Below are 15,793 nucleotides of genomic sequence, written 5' to 3'. Positions count from 1 at the left end.
TATAACACCGATTACTATGTGTGTCAAAGTAATATGTCTGACAACACAAAAAAAGTCGGTCACTGCGCCGCCGGGGCGTAAGTGACCAACTTTTTTTGATTAACTAACGGTTATCGCCAACGAATTTTACTTAAGATTCGATGACCCAACCCATTTTGTAAGACGATAAAGACGGGATAAGCACTCAGCATCAATGGCAAATAAACTAAGGCTAAATGCCAATTCAATAAATTGACCAGCGAGAAAATCGACCCGCCAAACAAGAACGTCACTGCAAACAGGCTGGCCATCACACTGACTAAACCAATCTTAAAGCGATTGAGCGGCCGGGCCGCAATCAATAAGGCATTCAGGCTAATAATCCCCGTCAACAAAACGCTCAATGTCGACGTTTGCGTGAAATCGAGGTTAAATTCCGTTCCTAATAAGTCGATGACTAAAATATACCCCACGACACAAATGGCGGCGGGCACGGCAATTTCCATAACTTGTTTCATAAAACGTCCGGTAATGCGCGTATAGTCTGGTTGCAACGCTAAGAAAAACGTTGGAATGCCGACCGTTAACGTCGAAATTGGCGTTAACTGAATTGGTTCGAACGGATAGCTGTGACTCATAAAGATGAAAATTAACGTCAAAGCGACTGAATACATCGTTTTGATTAAATACAAAGCCGCGACGCGTTCAATGTTATTGATGACACGCCGACCTTCATTCAATACTTGGATCATCGCATCAAAGTTGGAGTCCAACAAAACGAAGTCCGCCAAACTCTTAGTCGCTTCACTCCCGCTAGCCATCGCAATACTGCAATCGGCTTGGCGTAACGCCAACAAATCGTTGACCCCATCGCCGGTCATCGCCACGGTATGGTCGGCGCGTTGATAAGCTTTAATCAAGTGCTCTTTTTGTTGCGGCGTTACCCGACCAAAAACATTGTAAGTTGCGACCAAGTGGTCATAATCGGGTTGCGGCCCTACTTGACTCATATCAACTAATTTTTCAGCACCAGCAATCCCGGCACGTTGGGCAATGCTCGCGACCGTCACGGGATTGTCACCCGAAATCACCTTTAACGCGACATCTTGATTGGCAAAAAAGCCAAACGTCGCCTGCGCATTAGGGCGCAACTCGTCAGTAATCAAAATAAGCCCGAGTGCTTCCGGATTGGTCGGTTTGGGCGTTGTTAACTGGTCAACTTTAGCCATCAGCAAGACCCGATACCCTTGTTGTGCTAACCCTTGAATTTGTTGTTTCACCGCCGACGGGACGGTTTCAAAAATAAATTCTGGCGCGCCCATCACATAAGCGCCGTCAGCTAGCCGGGCGCCACTCCATTTACGGCTTGATGAAAAAGGTAATACTTCATCACTGGTCACATCCGGATGACCGAGACCATTCGCTAACGCTTGGGCAGTCTCGTTATCATCATTAATAGCGGCGGCCAACTGCGTTAATTGGGCCGTAACTTTCGTGGCGTCGTGTTGACCACATGGTTCAATCCTTTCAAACTTGAGTTGCCCACTCGTGATGGTCCCCGTTTTATCCAAACACAGCACATCGACGCGCGCCAACGCTTCAATCGCCGGCAATTCACGGACCAACACCCGATGCCGGCCTAATGTGAATGCTCCAGCAGCTAAGGCGACCGACGTCAACAATACCAGTCCTTCCGGAATCATCCCGACCATCGCCGCCACCGTGCCTAAGATGGCGCGCTGTTCACCTTGACCACGCATCAGCGTTGACACAAACAGGGCCAAGCCCAAAGGAATAATCGTAAAAGTTAAGATTTTAATGATTCGATTGATAATCGTTAATAACTGACTCGCCGTTCGTCGTTTGGTTTTCGCGGACTTAGCGAGTTGTTTAATAAAGCTACCATGACCGACTTGGGTGGCTTGCACCATGGCGTGACCGCCCAAAATGACACTCCCAGAAATCAGCGCATCACCGGTATTTTTCATAATTGGTTCGGATTCACCGGTAATTTGTGATTCATCGACTTCCAGCCCACTCGTTTCGCGAATTAACCCGTCCACCGGCAACTGATCACCGCGCGTAATCGTCATCACATCATCTTGAACGATTTCATCTTGAGCGACCGCCGTCGTTTGCCCAGCCCGAATCACGTTCGTCTTAGCGGCCGATAAGATCGTCAATTTGTCGACCTGACGTTTGGCACGAATTTCTTGAAAAATCCCAATCGCTGTATTCATGACCACGACGAACAAGAACAACATGTTTTTATAACTACCGGTCACAAACACCAACGCCGCTAAAATGATATTAATTAAGTTGAATAAAGTTAATAAGTTATCACGAAAAATTTGTTTAATACTCCGCGTCAATGGCGGTAAAGCTTCATTTTTTTGTCCGGCCGCCACGCGGTCTTGGACTTCTTCAGCACTAAGCCCCTGTTTAATTGGTGGTAAATAGCGTTCGGTCATCGTAGCGCCCCCATACTTCTAAACTTTAATTCCATTGTAATCGATTTGCGCTAATTGTTTCGATAATTTAGCTTGAAAATTAGGATTCCTTTATGAAAATTACATATTTGGCCAAATTCGCATCAAAAAAGACGTTTGGATTCAGTTTCCAAACGTCCACAATATTATTTATTCTCGAAACTGGCTAAAATCGTTGCATTCGTAATCATCCGCACATTTTCCGCCTCCGGATGCGCCGCTAACCAGTTTTCATGCCGGTTAACTAACTGCTCCGCATAGTTACGGGCCCACCGCCCATTGGCTTGCGCTTCCGCGGGTAAACTCGCGTACGCTGACATGACTTGACCGCGTAAGTAAGCCGCATCAAATTGCCAGTCACTTGCCAGCCGTTGCGCCACAATATCGGCGACGTCCGCTGGTGTATAGTCCGCAAAGTCGATGACATAGGGAATCCGCGAGCGTAAGCCGGGATTGGCAGCCAAAAAGTCATTCATCGGCGCGCCATAACCCGCAAAAATAACGATTAAATTATCGCGGTCATTTTCTAACGCTGGCAACAACGTTTCCAGCACTTGTTGGCCATAATCGGTCGTCCCAGTACTCGTTAATTGATAAGCTTCATCAATAAACAACACACCACCGTGGGCTTGTTGTAAAACAGTCTGCGTCTTTTCTTCCGTTTGACCTACGAAGTTTCCGACTAAGTCCGCGCGAGTCGCTTCGACGACGGTGGCTTTGCTAAGCAAGCCGAGGTTATAGAAAATCTGGCTAATTAGCCGCGCCACCGTGGTTTTACCGGTCCCGGGATTCCCCGTAAACACCATGTGATAGCTTTGCCCGCGCATATCCGGCAACTGCCCAGCTAACCGTTGCTGCAACTGACAGCGGGCCACCAAATCATGTACGAATTGTTTGACGGTCGTCAACCCCACTAACTGATCAAGCGCGGTCAACAACTGGGTTAAATCTTGAGCTTGCGTCGGCGCATCTTGACCAATCAATTGATCAATTTGCTGATTGGTAATTTGCGTCATATCAAAGTCCGCCGGGGCATTCGCAAAATCATCGGCCACCACTTGTAATAGTTGGTCGTTGAAATTACGAATCCAACGCCCATTACTATGGTCCGCCGCATGCGTGTATAATTTAGCGACATTTTCAGTATAATAATCCGCATCAAAATTAAATTGGTTCGTCTTTAATTGTTGCACCCCAATTTGCGCAATTTCCGCCGGAGCATAGTCTTCAAAGTTAAAGACATTGGGAATCCGCGACACGAGCCCCGGATTCATGTTCAACATATTTTGCATCTGCTTCGGATAACCAGCAAAAATAATCATTAAGTCTTGGCGATGGTCTTCCATAAATTTCAAAATGGTATCTAATGCTTCTTGCCCCCAGTTAGTCGAATCACCAGCTTCATACAGTGAATAAGCTTCATCGATAAATAAGACGCCGCCCAACGCTTTTTTCAAAACAGTTTCGGTTTTAGTGGCGGTGCCGCCGACATATTGGGCAACCAAATCTTGGCGCGAAACTTCGACAAACGTCGGCGCACTCAAAATACCTTGTTGATACATGATTTGTCCAACTAAGCGTGCCACCGTGGTTTTCCCGGTACCCGGATTGCCTAAATACAGCGAATGGTACGTTGAACTGACGGCATTTAGCCCCGATTGTACCCGTTGTTGGTTAAACTTCGTTAAATTGATAAATTTCTTAACTGACGCCTTCAACCCTGTCAAACCAATCATCCCGTCCAGCTCAGCTAACGCTGCTTTGTCAGTAACTGGCTGGTTGGGTGCCGTAGTCACGACGGGCTTAGGCGCAGTCGGTGCGGCACTGTCGGCTAGTTGGGCTTGTAACGTTGCTAACCAGTCCGCATCAACGCGATCATCGCTGGCTGGGGTTACGGGTGGCGTGACCGGTTGTTGAACGGGAGTAATCGGTGCCCCCTTAGTCTGAGCATTAGGCAACGTGACATCCTCATCAGCCGCTTTTACCACGTCAACCCGGTGGTCATCATCCAAATTCGTCCCCACCACGATCACCTGGCCACCATCGACCCGGACAATACTCTTCGTATTTTTAAACATCACATAGTCCGCAGTAAATAAACCTTCATGCCCGACAAATAAAGTTGGTAAATCGGCATTAACATCGGTAAAGACACAATTTTCGCCACACAAACTACTGTCATCATCCACAATTGTCGCCTGATTTAAAACAACGGTGTCATAATCCAGACTCGTTTGGCCGGTCACCATCAAATTTTGAATCGACGACTGGTTCAAGGACATTTGCGTCCCCGCGGTCGCCGACAGGCCAGTGCCATGGTGATAGTCGTGCATAATAAATGAATCGGTAATGGTTCCAATCGTGCCTTGTAACCACACCGATGGCTGATCAGACTGCTCATTGGCGACCCAAACATCTTTTAAATTAACAACCGATTGATAACCACCGACAATCGCACTTGTGGCGTGCAAATTCGTGATGGCTAAATTTTCTAAGTTCAAATGCCCGCCAGCAGCCACTTTAATCGCCATATCGAGAGTCACGTCCGTTAATTCACTCCCGGTGCCTTGCATCGTCAAGTTTTCCACGAATACATAATCCATATCCGTCAGTGAATAGTAACCCGGTGCTAGTTTCAAAAATGGCATTTCATCAGAATCGGCTTGAGCCGCCATTGCTTTGGCAATCGCATCGGCCAAGGACAATTGCCCTGGCCCGACATGATAGGTTTTCGTCATGTTCTTTCCCCGTTTCCCCGTCAGCTTCCCCGCTGCGATAAATAAGTATAATTATAGCATGCGACTAGCCTCAAAAAGCGGTTAAAAAAGCCGTTACCAGCAAATGGCAACGGCTAATCGTACATATTTGAATCAGCAATGCAATTTAGTTGTAACTTAGTAATGAAGTCCGCCTGACAAGTGGCGCTAGTTTAGCTGCATTTCGCCGGATTTATCCCACCGACATCTTTAGGTGCTTGCTTAAAGTCGATGATTAACGGCTAATTTTTGATGCGAACAACCACCATCAAAAATATTCAATCACAATTTCATATACTGACGTTATTTTGAAACCGAGCTGCGGCAATAACCACTACTAGTCTTTAGTCAAATGCGTCTGATCGATGGCTAATTGCATCGTCTTTGTGAACCGTTCGTCTAATTCTTCGTCATTCAACTTGAAAAAGCCGCCGACTTCTTGAATAATGAAGCCGAATAAAGCGGAACGGTATAACGTGTTTTCAACCCGGGAACTGTCGTCTAATTGCAATGGCTTGAACATGTCTTGGTACAATTGGACCATTGCTTTACGCGTCCGGGGAATCTTTAAGTTGTCATTTAAATCCAAAATGACCGGCGTTAAGCCGCGATGATTTTCACAAGCCGCCCGGAATTCCTGGGCGAAAGTCATCAGGGCTTCATCACCCGTCAAGTTCGCCATCTTTTCATTCATCCGGTCCGAAATACTTTGCACAAACTGAATGCCGACTTGATCTAACAAGTCACTTAAACTATCAACATAGTTGTAAATGGACTGTGGCCGCACATCTAAGACGAGCGCCAAGTCGCGGATTGTTAGACCATTAATCCCTTTCGTTTCAATCAGTTGGTTAGCGGTTGCTAAGACCTTCGCTTGCGTTAACGTTCTTCTTTTAACCATGTTAGTCCTCACTCTCGAATTGATTCGACTTTTATTATAACTCATTTCGAAAAAAATTTGGGTTAAACGTCGTTAAACAGTTTAATTTTTACATAAATAGGATTATAATGCTACTAAACTGATTGAAACAGTTTAAAACATTTCAGAATGAGGGGTCACAATGGTTGATACAAACGGTAAGCGTTACAGTCAGCTCTGGTTAACAATCACGTTAATCTTAGGGACATTTTGTACCGCCCTTACCACTAATATGTTGGTCACGTCATATCCGACGTTGATGACCAAGTTTTCAATTTCTAGTTCGACCGTCCAATGGTTAACGACCGGCGCATTATTGGTTATGGGAATTATGATTCCGGTAAGTGCGTGGTTATTAAATAATTTCAGTTTGCGGAGTGTTTATACGACCGCCCTGAGTTGTTTCCTAATCGGCTTAATCATTAGTTATACGGCACAAAATTTTCAGTTAATTCTTATTGGTCGCTTAGTTCAAGCGGTCGGGATTGGGATTACTTTTCCGACGATTCAGACGGTCTTGCTAGTTATTTATCCACCTGAAAAGCGCGGTGCGATGATGGGTCTCGGTGGTATCGTCATCGGTTTGGCACCGGCACTTGGACCGACCGTATCTGGTTGGATTTTGGATAATGCTAGTTGGCGCGACTTATTTGGCATGATGATTCCACCCGTGGTTATCGTTTTAATGATGTCCATAATCTTCGTGCGCCCCGTCATTCCGATGAAAAAATCGCCAATCGACGCCTGGGCTATTGCGTGGTCGACGATTGGGTTTGGGACCTTGCTTTATGGCTTCTCCTCCGTTGGTCAACACGGCTGGGGGTCCAGCATTGTCATTATTAGTATTATTGTTGGTTTAATTTTTATCGGGTTATTCGTTCGCCGCGAATGGCCACAAAAAGAACCGTTGCTCAATATTCGTTTGTTAAAAATCCCATCATTTACGATTGCTTCAATGATTACGGCGCTCGCTAATACTGCCATGATTGGGATTCAAGTCGTATTACCGATGTATTTGCAAGACGTCCGCGGTTTAAGCCCATTAAATTCTGGCTTAATGATTTTACCGGGAGCCCTCCTATATGGGGTCATCAGTTTAATTAGTGGGCGCGCCTATGACAAAATTGGTGGCCGACGGTTAGCCTTAATGGGAATGTTCTTACTCACTTTAGGCACATTGCCATTTACGATGCTCACCATCCACACGCCATACACTTATATCATTATGGAATACGTGGTCTTAATGAGCGGGGTCGCGCTGGTCGCGATGCCATTAACTGCCGCCAGTTCAGTTGACTTACATGGCTTGCAACTAAGTCACGGGACCGCCATTAACTCCACGATGCGCCAAATCATGACGTCGATGGGGACTGCCATTTTAGGGAGCGTCCTCACAAATGTAACTAACAGTGGCAAACCGGCCAAGGCGCTCTTAACTTCCGCGCCCCTCGCCTACCGTGACCAGACGTATAGTGCCGCCATTACCGGTTTCCATGCGGCGTTCTTAGTCGCCACGGAGCTCGGGATTATCGGGTTAATATTTGCTTGCATGGTCAAAAAAACGCAGAAAGCCGGTGACGTCCAATGATCTTAGTCATCTTAACAATTGGGTTAATCGTGTTTATCGTCGGCTTTTTAGCCTTAAACACCGCCTGGCAACGGTTAAGCGTTGGTACGCTCGGCCTCATCATCTTAGTCTTTGCGGCAGTCATGATGATTGGTAATGACAAGTGGCACTGGGGCATGCATCAAACTACCACCACTAAAACGGAAACGTTAACCTCCGCCGTCAAAAACAATTACGTTGATTTATTATTGTATGAACCCGTCAAAAAATCTAACACGGAAAAAGTTTATGTTTATCGCACGACTGACAGTAGTAAGCGTCAAAATACGGCGGTCAGTTTGAAGGCGCATAACACGGTTAAGACGGCCAACGTCACTCAGGCCAAGTTAACGATCAAAACGACGCGTTGGACATATGACAGCAGTGCTTGGCGTTGGTTGTATTCACACACTGGCAAGCACACGACGCTCGTCAAAACGGAGAACACCTTTACGATTCCAAAGAGCTGGGCCACATTAAGTGTGAGCCAAGCACAGTGGCTGCAAAAGCAAGCTAAGCTACTCAGTGTCAAAGCGAAAACCGAAATGACCGCCACCGTCACGGCCCAAGTCAAAAAAGCCCAGACCGCTGACCCGAACATGACTGCAGCGGAGGTCAAGGCGCTCACTAAATCCGTTGAACAAAAAGTAGCCGCCCAAGCGAAGCAAGCACAGCCCGCTTTAATTGCGAAGTTGGTTAAGCAAGCGCAGGCGCGGTCGATTCATTAATTATCAGCAACCATTCCAATAAAATAAGCGTTATGAGAATAATAATAGCTTCTCATAACGCTTATTTTGTGTGCTATTTTTCAAATTCAAATCATTGCGGTCTAAACTATTTTCGCCTACATTAGACACACAGAGAGGAGCTTTCCAAATGAACACTAATCATGAAACCGATGCGTTAACTGTGAACATTGATCCCCAACTAAAAACTAGCGCTGACCAAATTCTGACCCAAGTTGGCATTTCGTTAGACACGGCCATCAACTTGTTCTTACGCCAACTCGTAATTGAAGGCCAGCTACCATTTGTGCCGCAACCCAAGTCTTTTGATGAACTATCGACTGCTGAAATGAACGCCATCATTCAACAAGGTATGACCGAAATTGCTGCCGGAAAAACTTATTCAGTCGCTGAAATTAGAGCCCAACTCCATCAAGAAGATTAATTTAACACTATTAAAAACCAATCACGTTCTGACACTGTTATTTCTTTGTCCACATAGTGTCTATAAATTTAGTTCCAATTACCAATATGCTTCGCCGCTTATATCGTACCTTTCACATTTTTCAATACGCGATTTAAAATATCTTGAGGTACCCGTTCATAAAACTTAAAATGTCGCTCCACGTAATCCACTGATCTAATTTGTTCAACGTAGATTGTGCCATCAGTCATCGTTCGATCATCCAATTTTACATGCATCGGGTGCTCGTATTTTCCGTGTGATATGGGTAACACCCAAGCAAATGGTGACGTATCAGAAAGTACTTGTTGACTGATCACTAATGCTGGCCGCCAACCATGCTGTTCATGTCCTCGCGTCGGACTGAAATTTCCAATCACAATATCACCTTGATGTGGAATATACTTATGTCCCACGTTATTGTTTGCTACCATATTTCTTTACCGAAAGATTCGCCGTCCGACCAATCTTTTAAATCATCCGGTTTTTCATACGTTTCGGGTGTACCTTGATAAACCGCATATTTTTCAGCCAGAGTCGGTTCATTCATTGTCTCTAAAACAATCGCCGTCCGACCATGAATTTGTTGGGTACTGACTTGTAACATGTCACCAACTTCGATATCGGCTTCTTGCAATATCGCCTTATTCAGAATAATCCCATTGCTATTGTCCCAAGGACTGACGCGAGTAGTATTAATTTTAGTTTCCATGTGATTCCTCCTCATAAATGCAGGTATAGTATATACATTTGTTTAACCATCGTCAATAAAAGACGCCCTGCTCATTTCGCGATTCTTTCAGATTACAATTAGTGACACACGAACCACTAAAAAATAGGCCTACAAGTGCTGTATTCCGCCACTTGTAGGCCTATCAGTTATTATTGAATTGTACTATCAATACTTTAAATAATTTTCATTTTGATGATATCGATTGATTGTGAAATTCACCGCTTAGTCGCGTTCCAACACCGTCACGGATTCAATATGTGGCGTTTGTGGGAATTGGTCGACTGGTTGTACCGGTGCGCTAATGTGGTAGCCGTGTTCGCCGAAGCGTTGCACGTCCCGCACTAACGTTGAGGGGTTACAACTGATATAAACGACCCGCTTAGGCCCCATGGCAGCGGCACTTTCGATAAAGGCTTCATCTAAACCTTTACGTGGTGGATCAACGACAACGACATCCGGTTTGATACCGTCTTCCTGCCATTGCGCCATGACTTTTTCAGCGCTACCTAAGACAAAATTAGCATTCTTGATGTTATTCTTGTCGGCATTTTGCTTGGCATTATCCACGGCGGCCGGCACGATTTCCACACCATAAACTTGCTTAGCATGTTGCGCCATCGTGAGTGAAATCGTCCCGATACCGGAATAAGCATCAATCACCGTTTCATTCCCGGTCAAACCAGCTTGGTTAATGGCCATTTGGTATAACTTTTCAGTTTGTTGCGGGTTAACTTGGTAGAACGATTGCGCTGAAATCGCAAACGTTAAGCCGAGTAATTGATCATCGATAGTGCTCTTACCAGCTAACACGTTGTTATCTGGTCCTAAGATGACGTTGGTGCGCTTTTGGTTGACGTTTTGAATGATGCTGACAACTTCTGGTAAAGCGGCTTGAATCTCTTGTACGACGACATCCGCCATTGGCAAATGTTTCGTCCGTGTAACGATCACCACCATCATTTCATGGCTGTAGTAACCGCGCCGCACCATAATTGTCCGAATCGTCCCACTGTGATGGAATTCATCATAAGCAGCTTCATGGTATTTCCGTAAAATATCGCGAATCACCACGATGGCCTTGTCGATTTCAGGATCTTGGATGTAATAATCTTCAATTGGCATTAATTGATGACTATTCTTCTTGTAAAACCCGGTCGTTAATTGACCTTGCACTTGGCGTACCGGTACTTGCGCCTTATTACGGTATTGAGTTGGGTTATCCATCCCAATCGTTGGTAAAACTTCGACGTCATCCATATGCACTTTGGCAAATAATTCGGCGATTTGGTGTTGTTTGAACTTTAATTGTTCGCTATATTCTAAGTGTTGCAAAGGAGCAATCCCCGTTTGGCGGTAAACGCGGCCTTTGGGGTTAACCCGATGGGGACTCACTTGATGAATTTGTTCAACTTCACCGAACGCGAAGTTTTTCGTCGTCTTGGTGACCTTAACGGCAATCTTTTCTTCTGGGAGCGCGTTTTCGATAAAAATTGGGTAATTATCGACTTTGGCAACACCCATCCCTTGATAAGTTAAGTCCATGATATCAACATCTAAGACTTCGCCTTTATGAACTGGTAAATCTACTTTCATTAAAAATCCTCTATTTACTTTCTTTGACTAATTCACTAAAATAACCGCTCACCATTGTAGCGGTAAACGGTTATTAAAGCAAGCTATACAGTTTTATCGTTCTCGTCATCAGTATCCGGTAATTGGTCGACCGCCGACACAAATTGGCGTTCGGCGTCTTGCACTTCCGGATCCGTATCGGTAATGGCGGCTTCCGGAATGCGATCCGTATCCGCAAACATTTCGATATGTTGTTTCAAGTTTCTAAACGTCATGGGCGCATCGCCACCATATTCGCCATCGATGTTAATCATCAAGCGGTCCGCATCGGACTTAGCGACGACTTTGTGGGTCTTGGCATAGATGATGCTGGGGTCATTGATGTGTTTACCGCCGTTTAAGACTAAGGTCATCAAATGCAAGATTTTAGCTAGATTTCCTGTCTTCACGATAATCATCGTAAACTTGCCATCATCCAACGACGCGTCTGGTACTAATTGTTCGAAGCCCCCAACTGAATTCGTCAAGGCTAAGAAGAACATCGAAGCTTTACCCGTAAAATGCCCGCCATCATACTTCAAATCCATTTCAACCGGTTTAACCCGGGGTAACAATTCGGCCCCTTTAGCTAAATAAGCCGCATAGCCGAAAATTGATTTTAATTGTGATGGCACATCATACGTTAATTCCGTCAACAGCCCGCCAGCCGCAATATTAATAAAATATTGTTCGCCAGCTTGACCAATGTCCATTTTAACGGTTTGATTTTTCAAAACGACTTTCGCCGCTGCGACCGGATCATTGCGTGGCACCCGTAGTGCCCGAGCATAATCATTGGTCGTCCCAGCTGGGATAATGGCCATCTTGGGCCGCCGTTTCAAACCGGCAATCCCATTAACTACTTGATTGATGGTCCCATCACCACCAGCTGCTACAATCAATTCAAACCCATCTTTGGCACACCGCCGCGCCTCATCTGCAGCCGAATTAGGCGCTGGGGTGGTGGCATAGGCACTAGTTTCGTACCCTGCTTTTTCAAAAATGCCAAGAATTTCGACCAAGTCGTGGGCCAAAGCCTCACGACCGGAAGTCGGGTTATAAATAAGTCGTGCCCGTTTACGCATGTTACTTTTTCCTCCGCGTCTAACGGTAATTCGTGCATGGTGCTCGGTTACTTTAGTTGGCCGACATGCTGATTTCGGCGATTGATTTGTTAATTGCCGAAACGTGCTTTGGTGGGGCAGCGGCCTGCGGTTACCAGGGTTGCTACCGGATGCCAAAACCGCATCAGGCAGCAACCCCGGTAATCCTCAGCAGCTGTTCGCCCCACCACGCACTCTTTAAATTACCGTGCTTGTAATGATGTCATCAATAATTTGTTAACCACTTTCGGGTTAGCTTGGCCGTGCGTTTGCTTCATGATTTGACCAACCAAGAAACCAACGGCGCGGTCCTTCCCGTTTTTGAAGTCTTCAATTGATTGTTGGTTGTTGTCTAAGACGCCATCAATAATTGGTTGTAACTTCGCTGGGTCGGATAATTGGACTAAGCCCTTATCGTTGACCCATTGCACAGGTTCAGTCCCCTTCATGATTGCTTTGAAGACTTTCTTCGCGATTTTACTTGAAATCGTTTCATCAGAAATCATCTTAATCATGCTGGCTAAGTTCTTAGGCGTCAAGTCGGTGGCTAATAAACCGACTTTGTTTTCGTTCAAGTAGGCGTTAACGTCCCCTTGTAAGTAGTTCGACGCTAACTTAGGATCAGCGCCTTCTGCAACCGTCGCATCAAAGAAGTCGGCCATTTCCATCGTTTGGGTCAAGACGCCCGCATCATATGGGGTCAAACCGAATTCGTTGATGTAACGTTTGCGACGGGAACCGGGCATTTCCGGAATCGTGGCCTTAACGTCGTTGATCCAGTCGTCTGAGATTTCAACCACTGGGACATCTGGTTCTGGGAAGTAGCGGTAATCGTCGCTACCTTCCTTGACCCGCATCAAGATTGTCTTCCCGGTCGTTTCATCAAAACGACGGGTTTCTTGTTGCACTTGGCCACCTGACATCAACACTTGTTGTTGCCGTTGTTCTTCATATTCCAAAGATTTACGGACATAGTTGAAGGAGTTCAAGTTCTTCATTTCGGTCTTAACACCGTACTTGTCAGAACCGGCTGGGCGAATCGAAATGTTAACGTCGACCCGCATCGAACCTTCTTCCATCTTAACGTCAGACACACCCGTAAATTGGATACGTTGACGTAACGCTTCACAGTAAGCATAAGCTTCAGCTGGTGAGGCAATGTCTGGTTTTGAGACAATTTCAATTAACGGCGTCCCTTGCCGGTTTAAATCGACATAGGAATAGTCGCTTTCATGGGTGTTTTTCCCCGCATCTTCTTCGATGTGGAGTTCTTCAATCCCAATTTTCTTAGTCTGACCATCCACTTCAATTTCCAACCAGCCATCATGGCCAATTGGCGTTTCATGTTGCGTAATTTGATAAGCTTTCGGGTTATCCGGATAGAAGTAGTTCTTCCGGTCAAAACTCATCACATGCGCAATGTCCGCATGTAACGCGGTAGCGGCTTTAATCCCAGCTTCGACCACGCCTTTATTGGCAGATGGTAAAACCCCTGGATACCCCCAGTCAATCACGTTCGTGTTGGCATTTGGTTCCGCACCAAATTGTACCGGTGACGGACTAAAGATTTTCGAATTCGTTTTTAATTCAACGTGGACTTCAAGCCCAATGGTCGTCACAAAATTCATTAGTTCGCACCTCCTAAATCTGGGGTTGCTTGATGAAAGTCGGTCGCTTGTTCAAAGGCGTAACCGGCTTTATAAATGGTACTTTCATCAAAGGACTTCCCAATTAATTGCAACCCAACTGGCATGCCATCCGCAAACCCAGCTGGAATGGACATCCCTGGCAACCCAGCTAAGTTCACTGGAATCGTCAAGACATCGTTCATATACATCGTAACTGGGTCCGAGATTTCGTCACCAATCTTGAATGCTGGCGTTGGTGCCGTTGGTCCAATAATTAAGTCATAATCTTCAAAGACCTTATTGAAATCATTAATAATCAATGTCCGAACTTGCCCAGCTTTACGGAAGTAAGCATCGTAATAACCAGCCGAAAGGGCAAACGTCCCTAACATGATCCGGCGCTTAACTTCATCACCAAACCCTTCGGAACGGCTGCGCACATAAACGTCTTCCAAGTTCTTAACGTCTTGGGCCCGGAAACCGTAACGAATCCCATCAAACCGTTGTAAGTTTGAAGAAGCTTCCGAACTGGCGATGATGTAATAAGCAGAAACGCCGAGTTTGCTATGTGGCAAGCTGACTTCTTCAACGGTCGCTCCTAAATCTTCAAACTGCTTAACGGCCGCCGTAATGATTTCACGGACTTTAGGGTCAATCCCATCATCCATGTATTCTTTTGGCAAGGCAATCTTCATGCCCTTGATGTCGCCAGTTAAACCAGCAGTGAAGTCAGGTACTTCGCGTTTGGAAGAAGTCCCATCATTGACATCATTACCAGCAATCAAGTTCAACGCGGCGGCATTATCCTTAACCGTGCGCGTCATCGGGCCGATTTGGTCCAATGATGACCCAAAGGCAATTAAGCCCCACCGCGAAACGCGGCCATAGGTTGGCTTCATGCCGACAATCCCGTTAAAAGAAGCTGGTTGGCGAATCGAACCACCGGTATCGGAACCAAAAGCTACGGGTACTTGACCAGAAGCAACCGCGGCCGCCGAACCACCGGAAGAACCACCGGGCACCCGACTAACGTCCCAAGGGTTTTTAGTAACTTTAAACGCGGAGTTTTCCGTCGAACCACCCATGGCAAATTCATCCATGTTGGTCTTCCCAACGATGACCAAGTCATTTTGGTTCATCTTGTCCACAACCGTGGCATTATATACTGGCACGAAATTTTCCAGCATTTTCGAAGCAGCCGTCGTGGTTAAGTCTTTGGTCACGATGTTATCTTTGACCCCCACAGGAATCCCAGCCAATAAGTTATCGGCATTGATGCCTTTAGCGTCAATGGCTGCTGCCGTTTTAAGCGCCGCGTCTTCGTTTAAGCCGAGAAAGGCGTCCACTTTAGCATCGGTCTTGCTCATATTTTCAAAGGTGGCTTTGGCTAATTCCGCAGCACTAATCTTCTTAGCGACTAAATCAGCATGTAAGCTGGTCAAATCTTGGTTGAAAAAGTCCATTATTCGCCGTCCCCACTTTCATCAATAATTGCTGGCACTTTAATTAAGCCATTCGCCGTTTCAGGGGCGTTAGCTAACAATGCTTCACGATCGTTACTCTTGACCGCCACATCGTCACGTAAAGCGTTGCGTCGATCACTCACTTGGGAGGTCACGGGCACATCCGTCGTATCCACGGCATCTAATTCTTCGAACATCCCAATAATCTTTTCGAGTTGTCCGGTAAACATGTCGAGTTGGTCCGGCGTGAATTCAAGCTTAGCCAGTCCCGCCACATGCGCAACTTGGTCAGCAGTAATCCGTTCTTCAGCCATCAAA

The 15,793-nt window shown here is 45.9% G+C and carries 13 protein-coding genes; 3 read left to right on the top strand and 10 right to left on the bottom strand.

Annotated elements, in window-relative coordinates; translation table 11 throughout:
* Window positions 1–110: 110 nt before the first annotated feature.
* From DY78_RS03515 to DY78_RS03505, 3 genes are all read right to left on the bottom strand, one after another.
* Entirely contained in the window at window positions 111–2,450 is a 2,340-nt protein-coding gene (locus tag DY78_RS03515) for a cation-translocating P-type ATPase (protein ID WP_024624144.1), read from the bottom strand.
* 164 nt (window positions 2,451–2,614) lie between these two features.
* Window positions 2,615–5,206: an AAA family ATPase gene (locus DY78_RS03510; protein ID WP_024624143.1), complete on the bottom strand. Its 2,592-nt coding sequence runs from the start codon at window positions 5,204–5,206 to the stop codon at window positions 2,615–2,617.
* 355 nt (window positions 5,207–5,561) lie between these two features.
* On the bottom strand, window positions 5,562–6,125 hold the full coding sequence (locus DY78_RS03505) for a TetR/AcrR family transcriptional regulator (protein ID WP_024624142.1): 564 nt from the start codon (window positions 6,123–6,125) through the stop codon (window positions 5,562–5,564).
* 160 nt (window positions 6,126–6,285) lie between these two features.
* Between DY78_RS03505 and DY78_RS03500 the strand changes: the two genes are divergently transcribed.
* The 3 genes from DY78_RS03500 (at window position 6,286) to DY78_RS03490 (ending at window position 8,919) form a co-directional block, all read left to right on the top strand.
* Complete coding sequence (locus DY78_RS03500) at window positions 6,286–7,731, top strand: MDR family MFS transporter (protein ID WP_024624141.1); 1,446 nt, start codon at window positions 6,286–6,288, stop codon at window positions 7,729–7,731.
* A complete protein-coding gene (locus DY78_RS03495) occupies window positions 7,728–8,477 on the top strand; it encodes a DUF4811 domain-containing protein (protein ID WP_024624140.1) in 750 nt (249 codons plus the stop codon). Before DY78_RS03500 ends, DY78_RS03495 begins: the two co-directional genes overlap by 4 nt.
* Before the next feature lie 148 nt (window positions 8,478–8,625).
* Window positions 8,626–8,919, top strand: a complete 294-nt coding sequence (locus DY78_RS03490) for a type II toxin-antitoxin system RelB/DinJ family antitoxin (RefSeq protein WP_024624139.1) — start codon at window positions 8,626–8,628, stop codon at window positions 8,917–8,919.
* A 98-nt stretch (window positions 8,920–9,017) separates the two neighbouring features.
* On the opposite strand, the gene DY78_RS03485 is transcribed toward DY78_RS03490, so the two are convergent.
* The 7 genes from DY78_RS03485 to gatC all read right to left on the bottom strand — a co-directional run bounded on the left by DY78_RS03485 (window position 9,018) and on the right by gatC (window position 15,789).
* Window positions 9,018–9,371, bottom strand: a complete 354-nt coding sequence (locus DY78_RS03485; protein WP_024624138.1) for a type II toxin-antitoxin system PemK/MazF family toxin — start codon at window positions 9,369–9,371, stop codon at window positions 9,018–9,020.
* A complete protein-coding gene (locus DY78_RS03480; RefSeq protein WP_024624137.1) occupies window positions 9,365–9,649 on the bottom strand; it encodes an AbrB/MazE/SpoVT family DNA-binding domain-containing protein in 285 nt (94 codons plus the stop codon). Before DY78_RS03480 ends, DY78_RS03485 begins: the two co-directional genes overlap by 7 nt.
* 243 nt (window positions 9,650–9,892) lie before the next feature.
* A complete protein-coding gene (gene rlmD, locus DY78_RS03475; RefSeq protein ID WP_024624136.1) occupies window positions 9,893–11,263 on the bottom strand; it encodes a 23S rRNA (uracil(1939)-C(5))-methyltransferase RlmD in 1,371 nt (456 codons plus the stop codon).
* A gap of 83 nt (window positions 11,264–11,346) precedes the next feature.
* A complete protein-coding gene (locus tag DY78_RS03470) occupies window positions 11,347–12,366 on the bottom strand; it encodes a diacylglycerol kinase (protein WP_024624135.1) in 1,020 nt (339 codons plus the stop codon).
* 221 nt (window positions 12,367–12,587) lie between these two features.
* Complete coding sequence (gatB, locus tag DY78_RS03465; RefSeq protein WP_024624134.1) at window positions 12,588–14,012, bottom strand: Asp-tRNA(Asn)/Glu-tRNA(Gln) amidotransferase subunit GatB; 1,425 nt, start codon at window positions 14,010–14,012, stop codon at window positions 12,588–12,590.
* Complete coding sequence (gene gatA, locus DY78_RS03460; protein ID WP_024624133.1) at window positions 14,012–15,475, bottom strand: Asp-tRNA(Asn)/Glu-tRNA(Gln) amidotransferase subunit GatA; 1,464 nt, start codon at window positions 15,473–15,475, stop codon at window positions 14,012–14,014. Before gatA ends, gatB begins: the two co-directional genes overlap by 1 nt.
* Window positions 15,475–15,789: an Asp-tRNA(Asn)/Glu-tRNA(Gln) amidotransferase subunit GatC gene (gene gatC, locus DY78_RS03455; protein ID WP_024624132.1), complete on the bottom strand. Its 315-nt coding sequence runs from the start codon at window positions 15,787–15,789 to the stop codon at window positions 15,475–15,477. The genes gatA and gatC overlap by 1 nt, the downstream gene beginning before the upstream one ends.
* Between the last annotated feature and the right edge of the window lie 4 nt (window positions 15,790–15,793).

The organism is Lactiplantibacillus fabifermentans DSM 21115, assembly GCF_000498955.2.
In the GTDB taxonomy this organism is placed as follows: Bacteria; Bacillota; Bacilli; order Lactobacillales; family Lactobacillaceae; genus Lactiplantibacillus; species Lactiplantibacillus fabifermentans.
The sequence above is the reverse complement of the archived record's forward strand: the minus strand, read 5'-3'. Positions and strand labels throughout refer to the sequence as shown.

Bases quoted from the DNA above. Each gene is read 5' to 3' on its own strand.
- DY78_RS03515 (WP_024624144.1), bottom strand. From the start codon at position 2,450: ATGACCGAACGCTATTTACCACCAATTAAACAGGGGCTTAGTGCTGAA.
- DY78_RS03510 (WP_024624143.1), bottom strand. From the start codon at position 5,206: ATGACGAAAACCTATCATGTCGGGCCAGGGCAATTGTCCTTGGCCGAT.
- DY78_RS03505 (WP_024624142.1), bottom strand. From the start codon at position 6,125: ATGGTTAAAAGAAGAACGTTAACGCAAGCGAAGGTCTTAGCAACCGCT.
- DY78_RS03500 (WP_024624141.1), top strand. From the start codon at position 6,286: ATGGTTGATACAAACGGTAAGCGTTACAGTCAGCTCTGGTTAACAATC.
- DY78_RS03495 (WP_024624140.1), top strand. From the start codon at position 7,728: ATGATCTTAGTCATCTTAACAATTGGGTTAATCGTGTTTATCGTCGGC.
- DY78_RS03490 (WP_024624139.1), top strand. From the start codon at position 8,626: ATGAACACTAATCATGAAACCGATGCGTTAACTGTGAACATTGATCCC.
- DY78_RS03485 (WP_024624138.1), bottom strand. From the start codon at position 9,371: ATGGTAGCAAACAATAACGTGGGACATAAGTATATTCCACATCAAGGT.
- DY78_RS03480 (WP_024624137.1), bottom strand. From the start codon at position 9,649: ATGGAAACTAAAATTAATACTACTCGCGTCAGTCCTTGGGACAATAGC.
- rlmD (WP_024624136.1), bottom strand. From the start codon at position 11,263: ATGAAAGTAGATTTACCAGTTCATAAAGGCGAAGTCTTAGATGTTGAT.
- DY78_RS03470 (WP_024624135.1), bottom strand. From the start codon at position 12,366: ATGCGTAAACGGGCACGACTTATTTATAACCCGACTTCCGGTCGTGAG.
- gatB (WP_024624134.1), bottom strand. From the start codon at position 14,012: ATGAATTTTGTGACGACCATTGGGCTTGAAGTCCACGTTGAATTAAAA.
- gatA (WP_024624133.1), bottom strand. From the start codon at position 15,475: ATGGACTTTTTCAACCAAGATTTGACCAGCTTACATGCTGATTTAGTC.
- gatC (WP_024624132.1), bottom strand. From the start codon at position 15,789: ATGGCTGAAGAACGGATTACTGCTGACCAAGTTGCGCATGTGGCGGGA.